At 58.8% G+C, this 22,296-nt stretch carries 17 protein-coding genes; 16 read left to right on the top strand and 1 reads right to left on the bottom strand.

The annotated features are described in order from the left end of the window. Positions 1–81 precede the first annotated feature (81 nt). The 14 genes from ACOWVD_RS00520 to ACOWVD_RS00585 all read left to right on the top strand — a co-directional run bounded on the left by ACOWVD_RS00520 (position 82) and on the right by ACOWVD_RS00585 (position 19,969). Complete coding sequence (locus ACOWVD_RS00520; RefSeq protein ID WP_015378391.1) at positions 82–528, top strand: type VI secretion system baseplate subunit TssE; 447 nt, start codon at positions 82–84, stop codon at positions 526–528. Positions 529–539: 11 nt separating this feature from the next. Then, positions 540–2,381 carry a type VI secretion system baseplate subunit TssF gene (gene tssF / locus ACOWVD_RS00525; protein ID WP_421105368.1) on the top strand — a complete coding sequence of 614 codons (1,842 nt, stop codon included), beginning with the start codon at positions 540–542 and terminating at the stop codon, positions 2,379–2,381. Beyond that, positions 2,374–3,402 carry a type VI secretion system baseplate subunit TssG gene (tssG, locus tag ACOWVD_RS00530; protein ID WP_004935359.1) on the top strand — a complete coding sequence of 343 codons (1,029 nt, stop codon included), beginning with the start codon at positions 2,374–2,376 and terminating at the stop codon, positions 3,400–3,402. Before tssF ends, tssG begins: the two co-directional genes overlap by 8 nt. Positions 3,403–3,418: 16 nt before the next feature. Further along, complete coding sequence (tssH, locus tag ACOWVD_RS00535; protein ID WP_421105369.1) at positions 3,419–6,004, top strand: type VI secretion system ATPase TssH; 2,586 nt, start codon at positions 3,419–3,421, stop codon at positions 6,002–6,004. Positions 6,005–6,068: 64 nt separating this feature from the next. Beyond that, positions 6,069–8,330 carry a type VI secretion system tip protein VgrG gene (gene vgrG / locus ACOWVD_RS00540; RefSeq protein ID WP_004935351.1) on the top strand — a complete coding sequence of 754 codons (2,262 nt, stop codon included), beginning with the start codon at positions 6,069–6,071 and terminating at the stop codon, positions 8,328–8,330. Between the two features lie 12 nt (positions 8,331–8,342). Beyond that, positions 8,343–10,568 (top strand): DUF2169 domain-containing protein, encoded by a 2,226-nt coding sequence (locus ACOWVD_RS00545; protein WP_421105370.1) that lies wholly within the window; start codon positions 8,343–8,345, stop codon positions 10,566–10,568. After that, on the top strand, positions 10,558–11,712 hold the full coding sequence (locus tag ACOWVD_RS00550; RefSeq protein WP_421105371.1) for a pentapeptide repeat-containing protein: 1,155 nt from the start codon (positions 10,558–10,560) through the stop codon (positions 11,710–11,712). Before ACOWVD_RS00545 ends, ACOWVD_RS00550 begins: the two co-directional genes overlap by 11 nt. Then, positions 11,705–12,319 carry a DUF3540 domain-containing protein gene (locus tag ACOWVD_RS00555; RefSeq protein WP_004935341.1) on the top strand — a complete coding sequence of 205 codons (615 nt, stop codon included), beginning with the start codon at positions 11,705–11,707 and terminating at the stop codon, positions 12,317–12,319. The genes ACOWVD_RS00550 and ACOWVD_RS00555 overlap by 8 nt, the downstream gene beginning before the upstream one ends. Before the next feature lie 6 nt (positions 12,320–12,325). Further along, positions 12,326–12,691: a PAAR-like domain-containing protein gene (locus ACOWVD_RS00560; RefSeq protein WP_031300673.1), complete on the top strand. Its 366-nt coding sequence runs from the start codon at positions 12,326–12,328 to the stop codon at positions 12,689–12,691. A gap of 30 nt (positions 12,692–12,721) precedes the next feature. Beyond that, positions 12,722–13,207 (top strand): type VI secretion lipoprotein TssJ, encoded by a 486-nt coding sequence (locus ACOWVD_RS00565; RefSeq protein WP_232095014.1) that lies wholly within the window; start codon positions 12,722–12,724, stop codon positions 13,205–13,207. Position 13,208: 1 nt separating this feature from the next. Next, on the top strand, positions 13,209–14,567 hold the full coding sequence (tssK, locus tag ACOWVD_RS00570) for a type VI secretion system baseplate subunit TssK (RefSeq protein WP_021505816.1): 1,359 nt from the start codon (positions 13,209–13,211) through the stop codon (positions 14,565–14,567). After that, complete coding sequence (icmH, locus tag ACOWVD_RS00575; RefSeq protein WP_021505815.1) at positions 14,564–16,075, top strand: type IVB secretion system protein IcmH/DotU; 1,512 nt, start codon at positions 14,564–14,566, stop codon at positions 16,073–16,075. Before tssK ends, icmH begins: the two co-directional genes overlap by 4 nt. A 35-nt stretch (positions 16,076–16,110) precedes the next feature. Further along, a complete protein-coding gene (tssM, locus tag ACOWVD_RS00580; RefSeq protein WP_031300672.1) occupies positions 16,111–19,590 on the top strand; it encodes a type VI secretion system membrane subunit TssM in 3,480 nt (1,159 codons plus the stop codon). Between the two features lie 25 nt (positions 19,591–19,615). Then, entirely contained in the window at positions 19,616–19,969 is a 354-nt protein-coding gene (locus ACOWVD_RS00585) for a DUF6277 family protein (RefSeq protein ID WP_004935323.1), read from the top strand. Positions 19,970–20,235: 266 nt separating this feature from the next. Here ACOWVD_RS00585 and ACOWVD_RS00590 read toward each other — a convergent pair whose 3' ends face one another. Then, positions 20,236–20,463 (bottom strand): hypothetical protein, encoded by a 228-nt coding sequence (locus tag ACOWVD_RS00590; RefSeq protein WP_004935320.1) that lies wholly within the window; start codon positions 20,461–20,463, stop codon positions 20,236–20,238. A 245-nt stretch (positions 20,464–20,708) separates the two neighbouring features. Between ACOWVD_RS00590 and ACOWVD_RS00595 the strand changes: the two genes are divergently transcribed. Both ACOWVD_RS00595 and ACOWVD_RS00600 read left to right on the top strand, forming a co-directional pair. Next, positions 20,709–20,999, top strand: coding sequence for a hypothetical protein (locus ACOWVD_RS00595; protein WP_421105372.1), 291 nt, complete (start codon positions 20,709–20,711; stop codon positions 20,997–20,999). A 706-nt stretch (positions 21,000–21,705) separates the two neighbouring features. Continuing rightward, the gene (locus tag ACOWVD_RS00600; protein WP_004935315.1) at positions 21,706–22,281 is read left to right on the top strand and encodes a helix-turn-helix transcriptional regulator; all 576 of its coding nucleotides are present in this window, start codon (positions 21,706–21,708) and stop codon (positions 22,279–22,281) included. The last annotated feature ends 15 nt before the right edge of the window (positions 22,282–22,296 follow it).

Below are 22,296 nucleotides of genomic sequence, written 5' to 3' on the forward strand. Positions count from 1 at the left end.
TCATTGATGTCACAACACTAATTGCAGGCTGTCTGCCCGCAGCGATTGCGGGCAGACATAAGCCTTATCGCGAGGTGTTAAATGAAAGCGTCATTGCCCATGCTATTCGATAAGCTCAGCGTGAGACATCAAAGCGCCAGCGCCGATAATTGGAGGCGTGTTTTGGTGCGTGATATCGAATTTTTACTGAATGACGCATCGCGCAGCGCTGATTTGAAACTTCATGATTATGCGCACAGCGAAAGTTCGGTATTGAATTATGGCCTGCCGTCGCTGAGCCAACGCATACCGATTAATACCGATCCGTTAACGCTGGCGAGACATATACAAAGAATCATTACTTCGTTTGAGCCGCGTCTGGATCCGAAAACGATTCGTGTGGTGCCTGTAGTGAATGAACGCCAATCGTATGTGCTGGCGATTTTATTCGATATTTATGGCACCTGCTCATTACCGGGTGACGAAATGCTGGTTAATTTGCGCATCGCTCTTGATTATTCCTGTGGCGCCGTACACGTATTTGATTAATAGGGGTGACTATGTTCAGTGAGCGCTTTCTCCAATTATATAATGATGAGCTGCGTTATTTTCGCGAGGCCGGTCGTCAGTTCGCCTCTTCTCATCCCCAGGTCGCCCAGCATTTAGGCATGCATATCGACGGCGTGCTGGATCCTTTCGTTGAGCGTCTGTTGGAGGGCTCCGCGTTCCTTTGCACCCGCATCCAGGAAAAGCTGAACAATGAGCAGCCGGAATTTGCCCTGCAAATGCTCTCACGCCTGGCGCCGCTGTGGTATACGCCGGTTCCCGCAATCGCCACCGTCGCGATTAAGCCCGATCTCTCTTTTCCCCAGTGGCACAGCCAGGTTGACCTGCCGCGCGGGAGCCGCATGACCCTCAACGATATCTCGCTGAACAACAAACCCGCCACGTTCACCACGGCGCGGCATATTAAAGTGCAGCCCGTTGAGATTTCACTGGCGGAATGCGAGATTTTGCCGCCGCACCATTTGCCTGACGGCGCCGCCAGACACATGCAGGATTGCTCGGCCTACGTCAGGATATGCCTGACGACGCACGGCGTGCTTCCCGTCTCGGAGCTGGATCTCGAGCCGCTGCACCTGACGCTGGCGGAAGATACGGTGCGGGCCAATCAACTGCTGGTCGCGTTGCTTAATCGCACCTTGCGCATCGTGCTATGGGCAAAAAGCGACGACCGGCCAATCGTCAAAGTCCTGCCGCCGGGCAGCTTGCGCCTGGGCGGCGTCAGCGATGAAGAAGCCTTGTTGCCCACCGTGGTGGGGGAATTGCCCGGCAACCGGCTGATGCGCGAATACTTCGCCGCGCCAAGCCGCTTCTTCAGCCTGGAGTTGCATGGCGTGCAGGATTTTCTGCGCCAATGTGAACGCGTTCACGAGTTCGAGATCTTGTTCGCGCTGGAGCAACGCCCACTCACTCTGATCGGTCGCGTCAACGCCAGGGATTTTCATCTTTTCGCGACCCCGGTCATCAACCTGTATCGCCGCCATTGCTCGCCGGTGCTGCTGACGGATGAGCGCACGGAGCACCAGCTGGTGGTCGATCGTTTGAACACCTCGCTGTATGAGATACACAGCGTAAAACAGGTGAAAGGCATGCTGCCCGACGGCAACCCGGTGATTTTCTCTTCGCTGCAGGCCGACGTGCAGTACGACTGCGAGCGGGAACCGGCCGGTTATACGCTGCACCGTCGCCGGGAGCCGTCGCCCTCCAAGTACAACAATCCGCACCTGCCCAACGAAGATACCTTCATCGCCATCTCGCCGGGAAAAAGCGGCATCGACATCGACGACATCACGTCGCTCAGCGTCGAGGCGCTGGTCTGCGAACGGCATCTGGTGCCGGCGCACCTTCAGCAGCCGCATTTCCAGCTGGAAACGGCGATGCCGATCCACCAGGTGGAGATCGTCCGCTACCCGAGCAACCCGGTCGCGGTACCGAACATAAGCCAGGCGTGGCAGGCGATTCAGATGCTGGCCTCCAATCCTCTGCGCCATGCGCGCCCCGACGTTCAGGATTGTTCAGCGCTGTTGCGCGACTGGCTGTCGTTGTTCTGCCATCAGGATGACTCCAGCCAGCGCAAGCGCATCGCCAGCATCAAAAATGCCTGGGTGGAGCACCACTTCGAACGCAATCAGGGGCCGGGGCCGCTGGCCTGGATCCGCGGAGCCGAGATCGCCGTCAACTTAAGCGCCAACCATCATGCCGACCACGGCGCCTATCTGTTCGGCAAAATATTGCACCACGCGTTGAGCCAATACGGCGACCTGAACCAAACGTTAAGCATGAAGCTGTTGCTGGATGGGGAAACCCACGCCGACTGGGGGGCGCTCTACTATGGCTGATATGTCGTTGATGCGTGAAACGGCGCTCTCGTTGGAACAGGCGCCGACGCCGGGGGCGCAAAGCGAAAGCGCGGGCCAGGCCGAAATCCGCGGGCTGTCCAATCGACAGGATTTTTTCGAGCTGCTGCGGCGTATCGAACGCGCGCAGCCGGATGCGCCGCGGCTCGGCGTCTCCAACGATCGCAGCCGCGAAAGGCTCTGCATTACCCAGCCGGCGGATATGGCGTTCGCTTCGCGTGAAATCGCCTCTATCGTGCAGCGCCCTAAGCAAGTGCTGATCCAGGCGCGGCATTTCGGCATGTTCGCCCCCTACGGCCCGCTGCCGATCCATGTGACCGAGCACGCGCGCACCGAAGTCATCGCCAGACGCAACCAGGCGTTTCAGCAGTTCGTCGGCATCGTCAGCCAGCGCTTCGCCGTATTGCACTACCGGGCCTGGGCGCAGCTGAAGGCGATGATCGGCCATGAGCATGACGATGACAAAAACCCGTTCTTGCGCCATTTGCGCCAGACGGTGGGCGTCGATACGGCGCTGACGGTGAACCCGCATATCCAGCGCCTGCGCGAGGCGTACCCCGGCACTTATTTGCCCGGTCGCCGCTCGCTGCGGCAGCTCAACAAGATGTTGGCGGCCTATTTCGCCGTTCCCATCACGATTACGCCGCGCTACGCCAAGTGGATCGACGACGGCAAGCAAAGCGGCAGCCAAAAGCTGGGCAAGTTGGGCAGCACGCGCATCGGCAGCCGCTTTTTCGATGCCCAGTACGGCGCGCATATTCAGATCGGCCCGCTGGGGGCCCCGCAGTATCAGCAGTATCAGCGCGGCAGCCGGCGGCTGCAGGCGCTGGTGAGTATCTGTCATGACTTTACGAGCCATCAGCTGATGCTGGATGTCAGCCTGCTGATCGCCACGGAGCCGGGCATGGCGGCGCAGCTGGGCGGCAAGTCGCTGAGTAAAGACAGCTGGCTGAAACCTAAGACAGGGACGTTTAGGCAGCTGGTTTATCAATCAACAACTTAATATAAGGAAATTTAAGGTGTATCAACGAGAACGTCTTTTTTCGCGATTGGGCCACTTTGCCTATCAGTCGTTCGTCGAAGCGACCAAGCTGTGCCGAACCTTCAGGCACGAATACGTGGAGCTGGAACACTGGCTGAAAGTCCTGGTGGACAAGGAACGCGGCGACTTGCCGCTGATCCTGGCGCACTACGCCATCAACAGTCAGCGCATCAGCGATGCGTTGGATCGCATTCTTCATACCTTGCCTAACCGCACGAATGCGGTGGTGGATCTGTCGACGCAACTGGAAACGGTGGTGGAAAGAGGGCTGCTGATGAGCCAGCTCGCCGAAACGCCGTCCGGCGGGGTGCGCACCATTCATATCCTGGTCGGCATTCTGCAGGATCCCACGTTGCAGCGCAGCCTGTACCGGCTGAGCGACGAGTTCAAAAAACTGCCGATCCCGCAGCTGTTCGACGATTATCCGGCGATTCTGGCGGAGTCCGTCGAGCATGAGGAAGAGGAAGAAGAGGTCTACAGCGCCCACGGCGATGCGCCGGAGGCGTCCGAGATGGTCGATATTCTCGATAAATGGTGCGCCGATCTGACCCGCCAGGCGCGCGACGGTGAAATCGATCCGGTGATTGGCCGCGAAGCGGAGCTGCGCCAGGTGATCGACATCTTGCTGCGTCGCCGGCAGAACAACCCGATTTTGGTGGGCGAAGCCGGGGTCGGCAAAACGGCGGTGGCGGAAGCGCTGGCCTGCAAGATAGCCCAGGGGCAGGTGCCGCCGCTGCTGCAGGGCGCCCGGCTGCTGTCTTTGGATCTGGGGCGCATGCAGGCCGGGGCGAGCATGAGGGGCGAATTCGAATCGCGCCTGAAAGCGCTGATCGACGCCATCGCGCATTCGGCGGTGCCGGTGATCCTGTTTTGCGACGAGGCGCATACGCTGGTGGGCGCCGGCGGGCAGGCCGGCACCGGCGACGCCGTCAACCTGTTGAAACCGATGCTGGCCAGGGGGGCGCTGCGCATGGTGGCGGCGACCACCTGGTCGGAATACAAACAGTTTATCGAGCCGGACGCCGCGCTGACGCGCCGTTTCCAGTACGTGTTGGTTTCTGAACCCGACGAAGAGAATGCGGTGAACATGATGCGCGCCATCGCCCCGCATTTTGCGCAGCACCACAGCGTCAAGATCCGCGAGTCGGCGCTGCAGGCGGCGGTGCATTTGTCGCTGCGCCATCTGCCGTCGCGGCAACTGCCGGACAAAGCCATCAGCCTGCTGGATACCGCCTGCGCGCGGGTGGCGCTGAGCCAGCATGCGCTGCCTGAAAAAATCGAGTCGCTCGAGGCCGGGTTGGCGGTGAAGCGCACCGAAATGAACGGCCTGCAGGAGGAAAGCAAATTCGACGATCTGGCGCTCAGCCGCATCACTGAATTGCAGCAGACCCTCAGCGATATGGAAGGCGAACTGGCTGTGCTGCGTCAGCGGCAGGCGCAGGAGCAACAGGCGGTCACCACCTTGCTCGACGCGGAGCGGCAGTCGCCGGAGCGCTTGCCGCAGTTGGCCTCCGAGCTGGGAGCCTTGCAAGACGGCGGTCTGCCGTTGGTGTATCCGTGGGTGGATGACCGCGTCGTGGCGGAAGTGTTGTCGGATTGGACCGGCATCCCCACCGGCCGCATGCTGCAAAGCGATCTGGACAATGCGCTCAATCTCAATCAACTGCTGAGCCGCCAGATATTCGGCCAGCAGACGGCGATCGATGAAATCGCGCAGGCGGTGCGCATCTCCCGCGCCGGCATTCAGGCGCACGATCGGCCATTGGGCGTTTTCATGCTGTCCGGCCCGAGCGGCGTCGGCAAAACGGAGACCGCGTTTGCGCTGGCGGAGGCGATGTACGGCGGCGCGCATAACCTGATCGTCTTCAATATGAGCGAGTTTCAGGAATCGCATACCGTTTCCACCCTGAAAGGGGCGCCGCCGGGCTATGTCGGCTACGGCAAGGGCGGCAAGTTGACGGAGGCGGTGCGCCGCAAACCTTATTCCATCGTCTTGCTCGACGAATTCGACAAGGCGCATCCCGATATCCACGAGGCGTTTTATCAAGTCTTCGACAAGGGCGTGATGGAAGACGGTGAGGGCCGCATGATCAGCTTCCGCCAGTGTTTCATTTTAATGACGAGCAATATCGGCGCCGGCGAAATAGAAGCGACGCTGGCGGAAACGCCGGATCTGAAAACCGAAGCGCTGCGGCCGATGTTGCACGACGTGCTGGCGCGCTTCTTCCCGGCGGCGCTGTTGGCGCGCATGAACGTCATTCCCTACGTGCCGCTTTCTACCGAAGCGATAACCCATATCGCCACCAAACAGATTTCGCGTTTACAACAGCGTTTGCACAAAGAAGTGGGCGTGTCGCTGGTGCTGGAAGGCGACATTCCAGGCTGGATAGCCAAACGCATCAGCGCCCATCCTTCGCGCGGCAGAGCGGTCGAGTCGCTGTTGCAGCAGGCGATTTTGCCGCCCATCAGCAATGAAGTGCTGAAGCGCAAACGGACGGGACAGGAACTGCAGAATATCCAACTCATGGTCGAGAACGATAGTTTAAGTGTTTATTTCGACTGATTTTTAATTTGCCGCCGGCCCGTAAACGCGGGGCGGGGTTCGATATCGGATCAGAGAGGTTGTTATGCCTTTAATCGAAATTGATAACCCGGTGTTAGCCGAATTAAATGCGTTTCCACTCAGCTTCACCACCAAAGAAGGGTTGTCGAGCAACTCGCAATATACGCTCGAATTCGAATGTGAACAGGCGGACGTTGATTATGAATCTCTGCTGGGTCAAGGGATCAGCATTCAAATAGAAAGGCCGGATTTCGGCGCGCGGCCGTTTTACGCTTACGTGATCGGCGCCTCCGATTCGGGGCAGCATCAGGATAAGTTCGTTTATAAGCTGGAGCTGAGCACCTGGCTGTGGTTTTTGATGCAGAACCGCAACAGCCGCATTTTCCAGGATTTGAACGTGCTCGACATCATCGAGCAAATCTTCTCGCGCTACGGTTTTGCCGACTACCGTCTGGATATTCAAGGCACTTATCCGACGCGTGAATATTGCGTGCAGTTTTCCGAAACGGATTTCGCGTTTATCAGCCGCCTGCTGGAAGACGAAGGCATCTGGTATTACTTCGATCACGCCGAGGATAAGCACACGCTGGTGATCACCGACCGGCAGAATTTCGACGATCTGGATTTCGGTTACGCCGTGTTGCCGTTCATGCCGGACAGCGAAGAAAACCGCGCCATCCGTGAAGGGATCCAGCGCATCCAGCGCTCCCGCAAAGTGCGCCCGAATGAAATCGTGCTGCGCGACTTTGACTTCCAGAACCCGCGCAAGAACCTGCAAACCAAGGTGGAAGAAAGCCGCCTCGGCCTGCAGAACACCCCGCTGGAGTGGTACGACTACGCGGCGGGTTATGTGGATACCGAACGCGGTGAAAACCTGGCGCGGCTGCGCCTTGAAGAAATGCAAAGCGACGGCCATCTGCTGTTTGGCGAGAGCAACGCCGTCGGGCTGATGGCCGGCAAGGATTTCTCCTTGATTTTGCACCCGGACGCCAACCGCAACCGCCGCTTCAAACTGACCCGTTGCGACTATGTGTTCGTGCAAGACGGCCCGGACAGCAGCAGCGACGGCCGCAACGTCACCTGCCGTTTCAATGCGTTGAACGACGACGTGCCGTTCCGCCCGCTGCGCGAAACGCCAAAACCGCAGATGCCGGGCATCCAGAGCGCCACCGTGGTCGGCGCGCCCAACTCCGAAGTGCATACCGACAAATTTGCGCGCATCCGCGTGCATTTCCACTGGGATCGCTACAAAACCACCGAGGAAGACAGCTCTTGCTGGATCCGTGTGGTGCAGGCCTGGGCGGGGAAAGGCTGGGGCGTGATCGCCATGCCGCGCGTCGGCCAGGAAGTGCTGGTGACCTATGTCGACGGCGATCTCGATCGTCCGATGGTGACCGGGATTGTGTATAACGGCGACAACCCGCCGCCTTATCAGTTGCCTGAATACATCAACTACTCGGGCATGGTGTCGCGTTCGCTGCGCTTCGGCAAGCCGCAGCATGCCAGCCAGTTGACCTTCGATGACAACCGCAACAACGAACGCGTCATGCTGCATGCCGAACGCGATCTGCAAACCACGGTGGAGCGCAACCAGGCCACCGAGGTGGGAATGGACAAGTTCGACATCATCCGCCGCACCTTTACCGACTGGTTCACCAACCACGTCTCTTACAAGGATTACGTCTTCAGCATTACCGGGTTTGACGCCTCGATTAAAGGCGTCAGCGCGTCGATGACCGGCGTCAGCCTCACCGCCACCGGCGTGAGCACCTCGTTCACCGGCGTCAGCACCTCGTTCACCGGCGTGAGCACGTCATTTACCGGCGTCAGCACTTCGTTCACTGGGCTGAGCACCTCGTTCACCGGGCAGAGCACCAGCTGCACCGGCGTATCAAACTCGATGACCGGCGAAAGCAACTCCTTCACCAGCATCAGCAACAGCATGACCGGCGAAAGCAACAGCTACACCACGGTCAGCACCAGCCAGACCGGCAGCAGCACCAGCTTTACCGGCGTCAGCGTCAGCACCACCGGATCGTCGACCAGCACCACCGGCTGCAGCATCAGCACCACCGGATCGTCGACCAGCACCACCGGCTGCAGCATCAGCACCACCGGCAGCAGCGTGAGCACCACCGGCAGCAGCGTCGGCACCACCGGCAGCAGCGTCAGCAGCACCGGCAGCAGCGTCAGCAATACCGGCAGCAGCGTCAGCAATACCGGCAGCAGCACCAGCACGACAGGGGTGTCGATCAGCTATACCGGCGCGTCACTGTCCGAGACCGGCGTCGATTTGAAAAAAGTCGGGATGCAAAGCAAAAACTAACGAGGCGCGGCAATGAGAATCATACGGCCACAGCAATTGGTGGCGATTAAAGGAAGTTACCAGATCGGGACAGACAGCCGGCTCGGCATCAGCGTCGTGGCCGGATGCTACCTGTCCCGGCCTGAACACTTCGTGAACGAAGCCGAAATCTGGGAGGCGTGGAAGCGTGTGCCGCTCAGCCTGCCGATATTGGATGTTGCCGAGCCGAAGCCGTTCGCCGAATACCTGATCGCCGGCCATGCCGGTATCGGTCAGCCGGTGAAAACGCTGAATGTCAGCGCCGACATCGGCGGGCTGAAGCGCCGTTGGCGGGTCGAGGGCGAGGGACGGCGCGGCGCGATGGAGGTGGAACCCTTCCTCAGCGTGCCGCTGGATCACACCTCCGCCTGGGGCGGCAAAGACAACAAGGAGAACCCGTTTGGCCGCGGCTGCAATGACGGGCTGCGGCCGCTGCTGATGACGCTGTCTCCCGAGGGGACAGCGCAGGAGCGCTCTCCGCTGGCGGCGCCGGCGCCGGTGCCGCACGAGTTTGCGCTGCGCAAGGCGCACATCGATAAGGTGGCGGGCCAGATCGCCGGCAAAGCCTATCTCGAGACGGTATTCCCCGGGCTGCCGGCCAATATCGATCGGCGTTATTTCCAGATGGCGCCGCCGGCGCAATGGTTGCCGGAAGCGGCGTGGCCGGATCGGGTGCCCTTCGAGCTGCAGGGCGTCGGCGCGCAAAGCGAGGCGATTCGCGGCGAGCTGCCGGCGGTGCGCGGACGGGCGTTCATCCGCCGTCACGATAGCGACAGCCTCGAGGAAATCGAGCTGCAGCGCAAAACGCTGTGGTTCCTGCCCGACAGCGACATCGCTTTGCTTATCTTCACCGGCAATACGCCGTTGACGCACCTGCTGGACGAGTCCATCGAGTCCGTCATGCTGGCGTTGGATCGCTGCGATGCGCCGCGCTCGTTCGACTATTTCCAACAGGTATTCCGCAAGCGCAGCGACGATGACGCCTCGCCCTTTGAGTTTCTGTTCGATCCGGATCTGATGCCGGCGGAGATGGGGTTGAACGTCATCCAGGCGGTGTCGGATCACCCCAGCGACTTGCGTTACGATCCGTCGCCCACCTCTCTGGGCGATTCCGCCGTGTTCTATCGACGCATCCGCGAGGCGATCGCCTTGCACCAGCAACAAACGTCGGTGGAGCCGGCTTCCGTGACGCTGCCCGATTTGCCGGATCTTCCCGCCGAAGACGGCAATGACGCGTTTTTCCCCGATAGCGCGACCGTGGAAGGAAAGACCTTCAGCGGTTTGCGCTGCGAGGCGCTGTCGGGCCGGCATTTTCTGCAGTGCCGCTTTGAGCGCTGCGATTTCTCGCAGGCTTCTTTTGAGAACTGCACCTTCGAAAACTGCGTTTTTGATGGGGTCAACCTGACGCAGGCGGCGCTGCGCCAGATCCGCATGATCTCGTGCACGCTGCAAAAGCCGTTGCTGGCGGAAAGCGTGTGGCAAGAGGCGGTCTTCGAACGGGTGACGCTGGCGGAGCCTCAGGGGCAAGGCCTGCGCGCCGACCACGTGAAGCTGGATAACTGCGTTTTCGAGCGGGGCGATTTCACCGCGAGCCGCTTTGAACACGCGGCGATCGGCAACGGCATGTTTAATGGCGCGACGCTGATCCGCGCGCAGTTTCTGCAAGGCGAGCTGGACGCGTGCGTGTTTAACCGCTGCCTCGCCGAAGAGGCGGTTGCGCTGGAGATGACGCTCACCAAAAACTCGTTCCTTGGCGGCAACTGGCGCGGCGTGCGGTTCGAACGCTGCCGTGTCGAGAGCCTGACGGCGGGCATGCAGGTGAACTTTTCCCACGCCGTGTTCAGCGATAGCTGTTTCACCAAAGTGGGATTGAAAGCGGCGCGTATGGAGAGGTGCCAACTGCAGTACAGCGTTTTCACTGAATGCAACTTTGACGAGGCCGATCTGACGGCCTGCGCGATCGCCGGCTGCGATCTGGCCGGCGTGCGGTTTAAAGACAGCCTGTTGACGCACTCACGTTGGCAAAACAGCAGCGCTCAGCAAGGCCTGTTTTATAACGCCGATCTGCGCGATGCGGCATTTGACCAGTGCAATCTGGCGGCGGCGCATCTGGCGATGACCTGGCAGGACGCCGGCACGCGGTTCAGCGGTTGTCTGCTGGAGCGTGCGTGTTGGGTGCCGCGCAGAATCATTCATGGGGACTATGCGCATGAAAACTGAAAGCCGCGTGATTCAACAGGCGCTGCCTGACCGAGAGGCGATCGAACTGGAGGTCGCCCAGGCGGTGGCGCAGACGCCGCCCATGCCGCGGATCTTCAAGAAACGCCGGTTCCACGATCGCGAGCTGAAAGGGTTGACGCTGAGCGACTGCTTTTTCATCGACTGTCATTTCGAACGCGTCACGTTTGAAGGTTGTGATTTGCGGGCGGTGCGCTTTGAGGGCTGCACCCTGCAGCAGGTCAACGTGATCGGCGGCAGCCTGATGCGCCTGTCGTTCAACGAATGCCGGTTTGACAACCTGACGCTGCAACAGGGGCTGCTGTGCAATTTGGCGTGCAACGACACCACGCTGCAGGGGTGTTACGTCGGCGATTGTCTGCTGGATGACTGCGGTTTGATCCGGTGCGAGGTCAACGGCGCGGAAATTGAACGCAGCAGCCTGGGGCATCTGGCGGTGCAGTCCAGCACCCTGACCAACCTGATGTTTCATCAGGACGTGATACAGGACGCCAACTGGTACGCCTGCCAACTCACGCAGTGCCTGTGGCAGGCGTCGACCCTCGAGCGCCACATCATGGGGAGCTGCCGGCTGGAGACGTGCAGCTGGCAGACGATCGCGGGGCAGGCGCGAATCTGGTTCACCTGCCGCCTGTCGGGCTGCACTTTGGCGCAGCTACAGCTGCAGGGCGCCAGTTTTCACCGCAGCGAATTGGAGGGGTGTTCGTTCGCCGACAGCGATCTGACCTCGGCGATCTTCGCTGAAGCTCAGGCGCTGCGCTGCGATTTCGAACGCGCGACGCTGACCCTGGCGCAGGGGCAGAAGGCCCGGTTCAGCGAATGCGCGATGAATGGCGCCAACTGGGGGCGCGCCATCTTGCCGCAAGCGGAATTCAGGGCGTGCGATCTGGCGTTAGCCAATCTTGAGCAGGCCGAACTGCGGGAAGCGAACCTGATCGAACAGCCGTTGACCGCCGCTCAGCAACAGAGCGCTCGCCTGCATGGCGCGCAGCGTCATCGCGCCGAAAACGTGCCGCTTACCGCCGATCCGTTCTTGAGTGCGATCGACGCCTGGTATGTGCATCAACAACCGGGGCCGCGGCAACCGTCGTATCAACGGCCAACAGGAGTAAGCAGATATGTATAAATCCAGAAGAGAGCATCAGAAGGTCTATGCCAACGCCAGGGTGACGCCTTTGCAGTTGGTGCGCAGCGCTCCGCTTCCCGAACAAGGGGGGCGCAAGGTGGTGACGCTGGCGGCCGACGCCAACGGCAGTCTGTATGTCGACGGCATGCGAGCCCATTGTCTGGCGGTCGCCACCAGCTGTCTGGTTCAGCCGCTGGCGGGCGATCGCGTTTGCGTCATCGCCGACGGCGATAAGTTGGTCATCACCGAGATCTTGTCGCGGCAACAGGCGAACGCCGTCATGACGCTGGACAGCCGCTGCGCCAACTTGCGCATCGTGGCGCCGGAGATCGAGCTGCAGGGCGGCAAGCGGCTGACGCTGCGCAGCCCGCACTTCACGCTGCTGACGCGCAGCAGCCGTTGGGTGGCCGAAACGCTGCACCAAATCTCTCAACGCCTGTTTGTGCGCAGCAAGCACGCGAGCCGGCGGGTGGAGGAAACCGACGAGGTGCTGGCGAAGCACATCATTCAGGATGCGCGGCAATCCCTCGTCATCAACAGTGAAATTGGTTCTCTGAAGTCTTCGGCGGTGCTGAAGATCGACGGCGGCCAGATACATATGGGGTAAACCACCATGACTGCAGCCAATAACAACATGGCCGGGATCAGCTTTGCCGGCTGTGACCCGATGATACCGGCGCCGGGCCCGAACACCGCGCCCAACAACACCGGCATACCGAACGTGCCTAACTGTTTCCTTTGCGGCGGCAATGAACAGAACCTCGGCAGCATTCGCGCGGCCACCGTCGATTCGGGCGGGGTGATCGGCGCCGCCTCCGGGACGCATTCGGCCCAGATGCAGCCGGTGCAGGGATCGGGCAAGTATTTCACCGGCGGCATGCCGGTCACGCGGCTAGGCGATTCCAGCACGACGAACAATAACAACATGGTCGCCACTCAGGTCGCGCCGAGTCAGACCAAATGTTTCGTTAATGCATAGGAGTTCAGCATGGTGAAAACGCTCCGGGGGATGGCGACAGGGGGACTGTTGGCGGTGGGGATGCTCGGCGGATGCAGCTGGTTTTCTCATGATGAGGCTGCGGATGCGGGGCGCCGGTTGCGGTTTATCGACGTCGAGGTGACCGCCAACGACAACGTGAACCCGAATGCCGCCGGGGAGGCGCAGCCGGTCAAGGTGTGCGTGATAGAAACCAATCGCTCGGGGTGGATGCCCGAGGGGATTGGCGACGGCGCTCCTTGCCGCGAGACGGCGCCGTCGGAAGGGGCGCTGAGCCGGCACCAGAGCATTTTGCAACCGAGGGAGACGTTGCGTTATCGCTTCGAGGTGCCGGCGGGGCAAGAGCGATGGGTCGTCGTCGGGGCGGAGTTTCAGCAAATCAGCGGCGTGTTGCCGCTCGCCGAGCAAAAGTCCCCTGCGCAGGCTGATTCGCAAATGAAGGTGATGGTGGGGATGACGTCACTCAGCATAGTGACTAACGACAAAATGGATGAATGACATGTTACCTAAACAACGCGTCGCCTGGGTAGAAGGCATGTTGATGGAACCGCAGCATTTCCAGCAGCAGGAACGTTTTTTCGAGCACTTGATTGAAGCGCGCTTGCGCAGCGTCGAAACCTTCACCTGGGGGTTCCTGACGCTGGAGATCGACAACGGGCTATTGGAACAGGGCAAGTTTGCGCTGAAGAAAGCCAAGGGCGTTTTCCCCGACGGCACGGCGTTCAGCATGCCTGAGGATATTCCGCTGCCGCCGCCGCTGGTGCTGGGAGAAGGCTGCCAGGGGAAAGTGGTGTGCCTGTCCGTGCTGATGGACATCGCCGGCAACGCCCAGATCGATCTTATCCAGGATGCGCGAAAAAGCAGCCGTTTTCGCACCATGGACGCCGAGGTGCCGGATCGCAACCACGGCGTCAGCCTGGAAGGGACCCCGCGCGTGTGCACGATGCAACTGGGCAGCCTGGTGACGCGGCTAAGCCTGGAGGACGCGGTCAGCAGCGCGGAAAGCGTGCTGCCGGTCGGTTTCGTGCGCGAGCTGACCAGCGATCGTCGGGTGCTGCTGGATGAGCGCGCCTTGCCGCCGATGCTGGATTTCCGCGCCATCGGCTGGCTGCCCGCTTTCACCACCGAATTGCTTGGGCTGATCAGCCAGCGTCTGGAGTCGGTTTTCCGCCCGGACGTGCATATGACGATCGGCGGGCTTTCCGAGCTGCTGGAGTTGCTGTTGCTGCAAACCTTGAGCGAGTTCAATTTGCGCATCAGCCAACTGCTGGCCAGCCCGCAGGTACATCCTGAAACCCTGTTCGACACGTTGCTGAGCCTGCTGGGGCGGCTCAGCATCATTCCCGGCGGCGAACGCCTCTGGGATCGGGCCGATTTGGTGTATCTGCACGATGAGCCGCACAACTGCTACTTCCAGCTCTTCGCCTCGATTCGCCGCGCGCTGTCGCTGGTGATCGAAGCGCCGGCGGTGGCGTTGCCGTTTATCGATCGCGGCGACAGCATTTATCTGTGCCCGAACGATTCGCAGCTGCGTCTGGAAAAACTGGTGTTCGCCGTCAGCTGCGGTTTGTCCATCGAGCATCTGCGCTCGTATTTCCCCGCACAGGTCAAACTGGGGCCGGTCGAGAAAATCATTCAGCTGATCGATCTGCAATTGCCGGGCGCTCGCTTGCTGCCGATGGCCTCGCCGCCGCGGCACATACCGTATTACCCGAACAGCATCTATTTCGAGGTTGATCATGCCGACCCGATTTATAAGGAAATGATGGCCGGCTCGGCGATGGCGCTCAGCATCGTGGGTGATTTCCCCGACCTGCGTTTTGACGTCTGGGGATTAAGGCAAGGGAGGGTGGGATGAACGAATTCGAGAGAAAAATACGCGAGGCGATGGCGGTAACGCGCAACAACGCGACGCCGCGCCTGCCCGCGTCCGGCTCGGTGGGCAAAACGACGGCGGAGATCGCCGCGCTGTCCTTCGGCGCGCGGGCGCTGGCCGCCAAGCTGCGGCCGGGAAGCGCCGGGGTGGCGACGCCCCCCGAACCCAAGCCTTATGAAGCGGAAAGCGTTGCGCCGGAAAGCAGCGAGCCCGCGCCGGGCGAGCGCCCGGCCGAGGCGGCGCCGACCTCGAGCGGGCTGTTTGGCCGCGCCGCGCTGAGCAAGCCCGGCGTGATGATGGGCCATTGGGACAACCCGCTGATCGCCGCCGCTATCCCGGTCCTGCTGCAGGTGGAGCGGGTGCGCGATCAGAAACAGCTGAATCCGGGCGCGGTGCGCGCGCAGATCGTGCGTGAGATCCAACAATTTCAGCAGACGCTGCTGGCGGATCACATCGCGCCGAGCGATGTGGACAAGCTGGCCTATCTGCTGTGCTCCTACGTGGATGAGTGCTGCATGAGCACGCTCGAATCCGGCGAACTGAATCTCAGCCTGCTGGTGGAGTTTTATCGCGACGCCTGGGGCGGGGAAAAGTGCTTCGAGCATCTGCAGGCCTATCTGGCCGCCTCGCCGCGCAACAAGGCGATCCTGGCGTTTTACGATCTGATCCTGTCGCTGGGCTTCGAAGGGCAATACCACGTGATGGAACGCGGCGCGGTGTTGTTGGCCGACGTGCGCAACCGTCTTGACGGCTATCTGTACAGCCAGAACCCGACGCAGACGCTGGCCGATGCCGAGCCGAGCAAAGTGGTGCGCAAGGCGACCCGCATCACGCCGCTGAAGCTGCTGTGCTACGGTCTGGCCATCGCGCTGCTGGCGTATGCCTCGGCCGCCTGGTATCTGCACGATCAGTCCCGCGCGCTGCGCAACGCCATTTTGGCCTGGACACCGCCGCAGCCGCGCAAAATCAACATCATGGAGACGCTGCCGCAGCCGCTGCCGCAAATCCTCAGCGAAGGGTGGCTGGAGGTGCGCGCCGATCCGCGCGGCTGGCTGTTGATCTTCACCTCCGACGGCGCATTCGCCACCGGGCAGTCGAAGCTGTCGGAAGAGTTTAAAAAGAAACGCAACATCGAGCGTTTGGGGGAAGCGCTGGCGCCGTGGCCGGGCGATCTGGAGGTCATCGGGCATACCGACAACAAACCGTATCGCAACACCTCCAACAACTCCAACCTGAAACTGTCCGAGGCGCGCGCGCAGACGGTCGCCGACAAGCTGCGCGAATCCTTGGCCAACAGTAAATACAACCGCACCGTGACCTCGGTCGGCAAGGGCGATCAGGAGCCGCTGGACGACAACGCGACGGAAGAAGGGCGCCGCCGCAACCGCCGCGTGGACATCCTTTGGAAAATCGGCGAGAGGGAGATGGCTTCACCGTCTGCAACGTTAAATCAGGCAGGGGTAGCCGCCGAGGTCCCCGAGGATAACTAAGACATCCGCCGGCGTAGAGATAATAAGGAAATTATATGATACGTAGATCATTCATATTGGTGATTGCCTTGCTGCTGTGTGCGGTGGTGTGGTGGATTGGGCCGTTGATCGCCATCGGCACCTATCGGCCGCTGCTGTCGGTCTGGGTCAGGGGCATCATCATCGCGCTGATCCTGTGCTGGGCGCTGTGGCCGTTCGTGGCGACGTTCTTATCCTGGGTGTTCCGCCACGCGCGAGCGCCGGCCCCGGCCAAACGCAAGACCGCCCAGCGAGATCGCGTGACCTCGCGCTTTTACGACGCTTTGCGCACCTTGCAGTACGTCGGCACGGCGAAGCAGCGCACCCCCTGGCAGCGCTTCAAATACCGCCTGACGCGCCGTTACGTCAGCGAAAAGCCGTGGTTTCTGGTCATCGGGCCGCCGGGCAGCGGCAAAACCTCGCTGATCGGCGAAAGCGGCGAACGCTTCTTGCTGGCCGAGCACTATGGCCTGCAGCAGACGGTGGACGTCGGGCCGACCCAGGATTGCAACTGGTGGCTGGCGGAGAATTCGGTGTATGTCGACACTTCCGGCGAATGGCTGCAGTTGAACGGTCTGGGGGAAGAGGGTGCCAGGGCGCGCGACACCCTGTTCAAACTGATCCGCCGCCATCGCCGCCATCCGGGCATCGACGGCATCATGCTGTGTCTTGATGCGCGTTGGTTGCTGCACGCCTCGCTGACGGAGAGAAAGTCGGTCGCCGACGCGCTGCGCGTGCGCCTGCTGGAGATGGCCTCGTGGTTCCGCAGCGAGCTGCCGGTCTATCTTACCATCAGCCACCTCGATCAACTGGTCGGCGGCGAGACCTTCCTGTCGATGCTGGGCGACGATCTGTTGCAAAAAGGCATGGGGTTCAGCCTGAACCGCGCCGAACAGGGAGAAACCCCCTTCGAACAGTATGAAACCCTCTACCGGGAGATGGTGGCGCGCGTCAGCCATCACGTGCTCGAACTGTTGCACGATGCGCCGGACGGCCAAAACCGCCAGCAGCTGCTGTTCTTCACCGAGTCGCTGGGGTCGCTGGGCAACCCGCTGTATTCCCTGTTAGAGCAGATCTTCCCGCAAACGCCGGTGGGCTACGCCTGCCATCTGCAGCAGGTGTGGCTGGGCAGCACCATCGCCTTGTCGCCGCAGGGGGCGATCTACAACGCGGAAGCGGCGGATATCTATGAAGCTCGCCCGACCGGGCGCATTTATCACCCGGAGCTGGATTACGCCCGGCAAGAACGCGGGGTGATGCAGCAGTCTTCGCACGCCAGGCCGCTCGGCAGCCGCATGAGCTCCCTGGGCCGCTATGTGCTGGTGCTCATTCTGTTGGCGGTCTCGTTTAATCTGCTGGCGATGCGTTACCTGTGGGAGAGCGATTACATCTCCTACATTGCGGCGCGCTTCGATGAGACAAAACGCATCGTGCGGGAAATTCCGGTGACTAACCGCGTCAGCGACGATGTCATTTCCGCCTATGAGCAGCTGGGCTACATGAACGCGCAATTGGGCGGCGAAGTGTCGCCGGTGCCGAATCCCTATTTCGAGCACAAGCTGATCAACAGCGCGGCGCAAAAAACCTACCAACGCCATTTGCTGCAGATCTTCTGGCCGGCGGTGGAAAACTATATCGCGGACGAACTCAAGAATGACGTCTCGGCGTCCAACAAGGACGTCTACGGCACCCTGAAAGTGTACCTGATGATGGGCGAACCTTCGCATCGCTCCGCCGAAGCCTTGGTCGACTGGTTCATGGCGCGCTGGGAAACCTTTATGCCGCAGGGTTACACCGACATGAACAAAGGCATCTTCGCTTACCATCTGCGGGAGATGTTCTCTTTGCCGGACGCGCCGGTCATGAAGATGAACGGCGATCTGCTGCGCCTGGCGCGGGTGAAAGCGATGAACATTCCGATGCAGGTGCGGGTGGTGCGCCGCATCGAAGAGAAACCGCTGCCGGCGGCGATCAACGATATTTCGTTGGCCGACGCCGCCGGACCGAACGTCTCCTTGATGCTGCGCCGCAAGAGCCAGGCGACGGTCACCGATACCGCCGTGCCGGGGTTCTATACCCGCGCCAGCTATCGCGACGTTTTCCTGGCGCAGCTCGATGACGCCGCCAAGGACATGATCGAAGAAGAGTCCTGGGTGCTGCGCGACAGTGGGGAAGGGAAAAACGCGGTGAACTCGCTGGCCTCGGCGCAGAAGCTGGCCGACGAGGCGAGGAAGCTTTACCTCATCGAGTATGCCGACAAATGGGATGCGTTCATGCGCGACGTGCGCGCCCGGCCGGTCAACGGGCTTGAGGATGCGGCGATCCTGGCGCGTCAACTGTCCGATCCTTCTTCTCCGCTGGCCAATCTGGTGCGTTTCGCCGCGCGCGAAACCAGCATGACCGGCACCAACCAGGGCGATGCGGCAAGCTGGTTCGATCGCCAGCGCAACCGCATCGAGCAGCAGCGGCGCGACATCCTGGGCGAGATTTCCGGCGAGCGCGCGCGTTTTCGTCTCACGCCGGAGCGCGCGGTGGAAGATCGCTTCGAGCTGCTGCGCCGTCTGGGCTATCAGCTGTTGCAGACCACCAACGCCAGCAACGATCCGCTGAGCCGCAGTTTCGAAGCGCTGTACAGCCAGTTGACCACCTTGTCCACCTCGCTGCGCGGCGGCCAGGTGGTGCCCGCCGGGGGCACGCTGAAGCGCCTGCAGCTGGATGCGGCGCGCCAGCCGGAACCGGTGCGCAGCGTGATGATGGATCTGTTGCAGGTCGGGGACAGCCAGACGATTCAGCAAAGCCAGAAGAACCTGAGCAAAGGCGCTTCGTCGCTGGCCTCCGGCTTGTGCAAGAGCAGCATCAGCGGGCGTTATCCGTTCTCGCGCAACGCCAGAGCGGAGGTCGGCATCGAGGACTTCTCGCGCATGTTTGGCCAAAGCGGCGCGATGCAGCAGTTCTTCGATGAGAACCTGGCCCCTTATGTGGACGTCAACGCGCAGAAATGGAATGCCAAACCGGGTTCAGAGGGGATCGTCAATGCCAGCACGCTGGGCGCGTTTGAAAATGCCCGGCTGATCCGCGATACCTTCTTCACCGCCGGCGACAAGCTGTCCTTCTCCATGTTCATCAGGCCGCTGTCTCTGACCCCGACCATTACGGAAGCGACCCTGGATATCGATGGGCAGGTGATTAACTACAGCCATGGTTTCAGCCAGCCTACCCGTATCGATTGGCCGGGCCCGAAAGGCGGCAGCTATGTTCGACTGACCTTCCGCACCGGCACCGGCCAGATCCAGGTCGCCAGTTTCGACGGGCCCTGGGCCTTGTTCCGGATGTTCGACGCCAGCAATCCCGTGCCGCTCGCCAGCGACAGACGAGAGCTGACGATGTCGATGTCGTCGGTGGTGGGCGTGCTCAAACTGGAATTGCGCTCGACGATGAAAGATTTCCCACTTTGGTCACGGGCGTTGCGAGGATTCTCGTGCCCGAAAGCGATGTAAACACAACCGTAAAGAGGTGATAAACATGTTAGATCCAGCCAAAATTTTAGAAACCATGAAGGCCGGCGGCAATTTGGGCACCAACTCCCAATCGTCACTGAGTCAACCGTTTATGCAAGGCGTCAGCAATATTCAAATGTCGGGGCCGGATGCGGCCAAGTCGGTCATGAGTAACGTGACAAAATCTTGCGATGATATGTTCGGCAATATGAAGGGCATTTTTAATGGTCTGCAATCGAATGTGAACGCACACCAAAAAATGCAAACGGGCGAGCAGCCGAAAGATTTTAATGTTTCCATGGACGATCTTCGTCCGGCGATTGCGAAAGGGTTCCCGCACGAAATGGCGGACTTCTTTTCCAAAGTACCGAAACTGTAATCAAAAACTTGATGGATAAAATACCGGGAGGCGGAAATGCCTCCCGGCATTCACAAGGAGTGGTGCGATGATCTATGACTGGATGCTCAAAAACGCCAATAAACGCATGGGTTTTTTTATCATGGTGATACCCAGCCTGTTTTTTTGGATATTGGTTTATCTGACCTTATCTATTTTTTGATTCTTTGAAGTAAAAAAAAAGCACCCGCGAAGGTGCTTAAAATGAAGCGAATTAAAAAATAGGAAGGGATGATTATGAGTTGTTATTACAGTTTAGAGATGATCTGCAATCCGCTGGAAATCAGCGCATCGACAGCCAGACCAATACCTTTACCGATGGTGCCGACAACGGTTTTGGCATCCGGGTTAACACCGGCAATCGCGGAAATGGTATCAATACCTGTACCTACCGCACTGCCAATCAGTGTGCCTACGTCACCAAAAAAACCAGCACCGTTAACTTGTTCAATTTCTACTGCGGATAGTTCTTTCATGATTGAAACTCCTTTTTCAGTTAGCCCTTTACTTCAGGCCATTTAATTATTGCAAATTAGGTCATTTTTTCAATAAAACTCGCGCTGTTTTTTTATACTATTGTGTTTTTTGTTAGATTGATTTTGCATCGTTAGATTATATATTGATGAAGTCTGGATTATTATGTCTCACTCGCCTTGAACGGCGGCGGTTTTATGAGGTTATTATTTTAAATCGGAATGATATATACCAGAAGGGAGACCTTATGAAGGTATTGACGACGCCGGAAAGACCTTTCCGGTATGGTGAGCTTGCGGATAAAATTATCCGCGAGGCCAGGAGCCGCTTGGGGTGCGCCGTTTTGCGGTTTTTAGACTGCATGATCCTGGGTTATGGCCCGCCGGTGATAGTCTTTGATATCTATAATAATCACGGTAAGTTGCAAACGTTCAAAGTCATTCTTCCTCTTGGGAGCGACAAGCAGCTAAAAAAAGATCACCTCGGATTGGTTTCCTGCCTGGAGGCAAAAAAGCTGATGAGGATCAAAAAAATATAATTCACCCCGCTCGTCAACGATGCCGCGTTATCTCTCTGTGCTGCGCATCACTCCTGAAAAATCTTTAATCCTACCTGGCGTTTCTTGCGTGGGCGGCCGATGGGTTCGCCTTCTTCTTTTTTGTTGCCGTCTACATGAAAGGGCGGGAATCACTTACTGCCATAAAGTGTAGCTTTTTTTTATGCAATTTTTTTACAATAAAATGAATATGGTTATACTCTGTTTAATAGGGTCTGCGATGATCCCGCCGCCACGGGCGAAAAAAGCATTATCCTGCCTTTATCATAAGTAAATTCCTAATGCATAAACGGATTCTCTTAACAATCAATGCCGCGCAATGTTATGTTCTATATTATGTGTTTTTTCGATATTTATCTGGATATATTGCGCTCTTGGAGTAAAATTAACGTATCAGAGAAAAATCTTAGCACCGTGATGCTGATGGCAATGATGCCTTATAAATATATCTTACGATAGCAATTTCCCTTGCGAAGCGCGGCAGCTTACCGCGTCTTGCTTTTGTATGCTCTCCAGGGCAGATGATTTATATAACCCTATATATAAAATGCACCTTTGCGAGGCAAGGTCTTTTTTGCTTCGCCTATAACGCTTTTTTATTAAAAAGCACGTTAAAACAAAAAATAATCACAGCAATGATATTGCAGTAAGGAGAGTGAGCAAGCGTAGTCAAAAGGGAGGTTTGTTAATGGAGCGCGTCAATATCGCTATTGTGGATAAAAATCAATTCTTCAAGCTGGGGTTGAGTCTTGCCTTGCAAGAAGGTTTTCTCACGAATGGTATTAAGGCCAAGATCACGGGAGAAGAACGTGCCAACATCATATTCAGGGCGCCGGACAAGCGGGTGTCCATAAATTTTTGCCATACCCAGCTTTTGCAGGGCAACTTTTCTTCTATTCCGCTCTATTTTTCAATATTGGAGCATAAAAAGACATTCCCTAAAATTCATTGCAATTTGGAAGCCGGAAGTATTACGCGCAAAGACAGCGTGGCGGCGATCGTGGACAAGGTCATGTTCTGCTATCGCAAGAAAAATAGTTTGGTTTCAAGCTATTGCCCGCGTTGCCGTACCCAGTTGACCTTTAGCGAGGGGAAAGTGTGCCGTTTGATTCATTTGGGCTATTCACAAAACCAAACGGCGATGTTGCTCGGCATCAGCCCGAAAACGGTGAGTATTCATAAACGTTCGGCCATGAGAAAACTGAACATCGATAATAATATTGAATTCTTGCGCTGGTTAAAAATGCACAGCGACTCTTGTTAATCAGGGAAAGGAAGC

Source organism: Serratia sp. SA088, from assembly GCF_049065515.1.
Taxonomy (GTDB): domain Bacteria; phylum Pseudomonadota; class Gammaproteobacteria; order Enterobacterales; family Enterobacteriaceae; genus Serratia; species Serratia nematodiphila.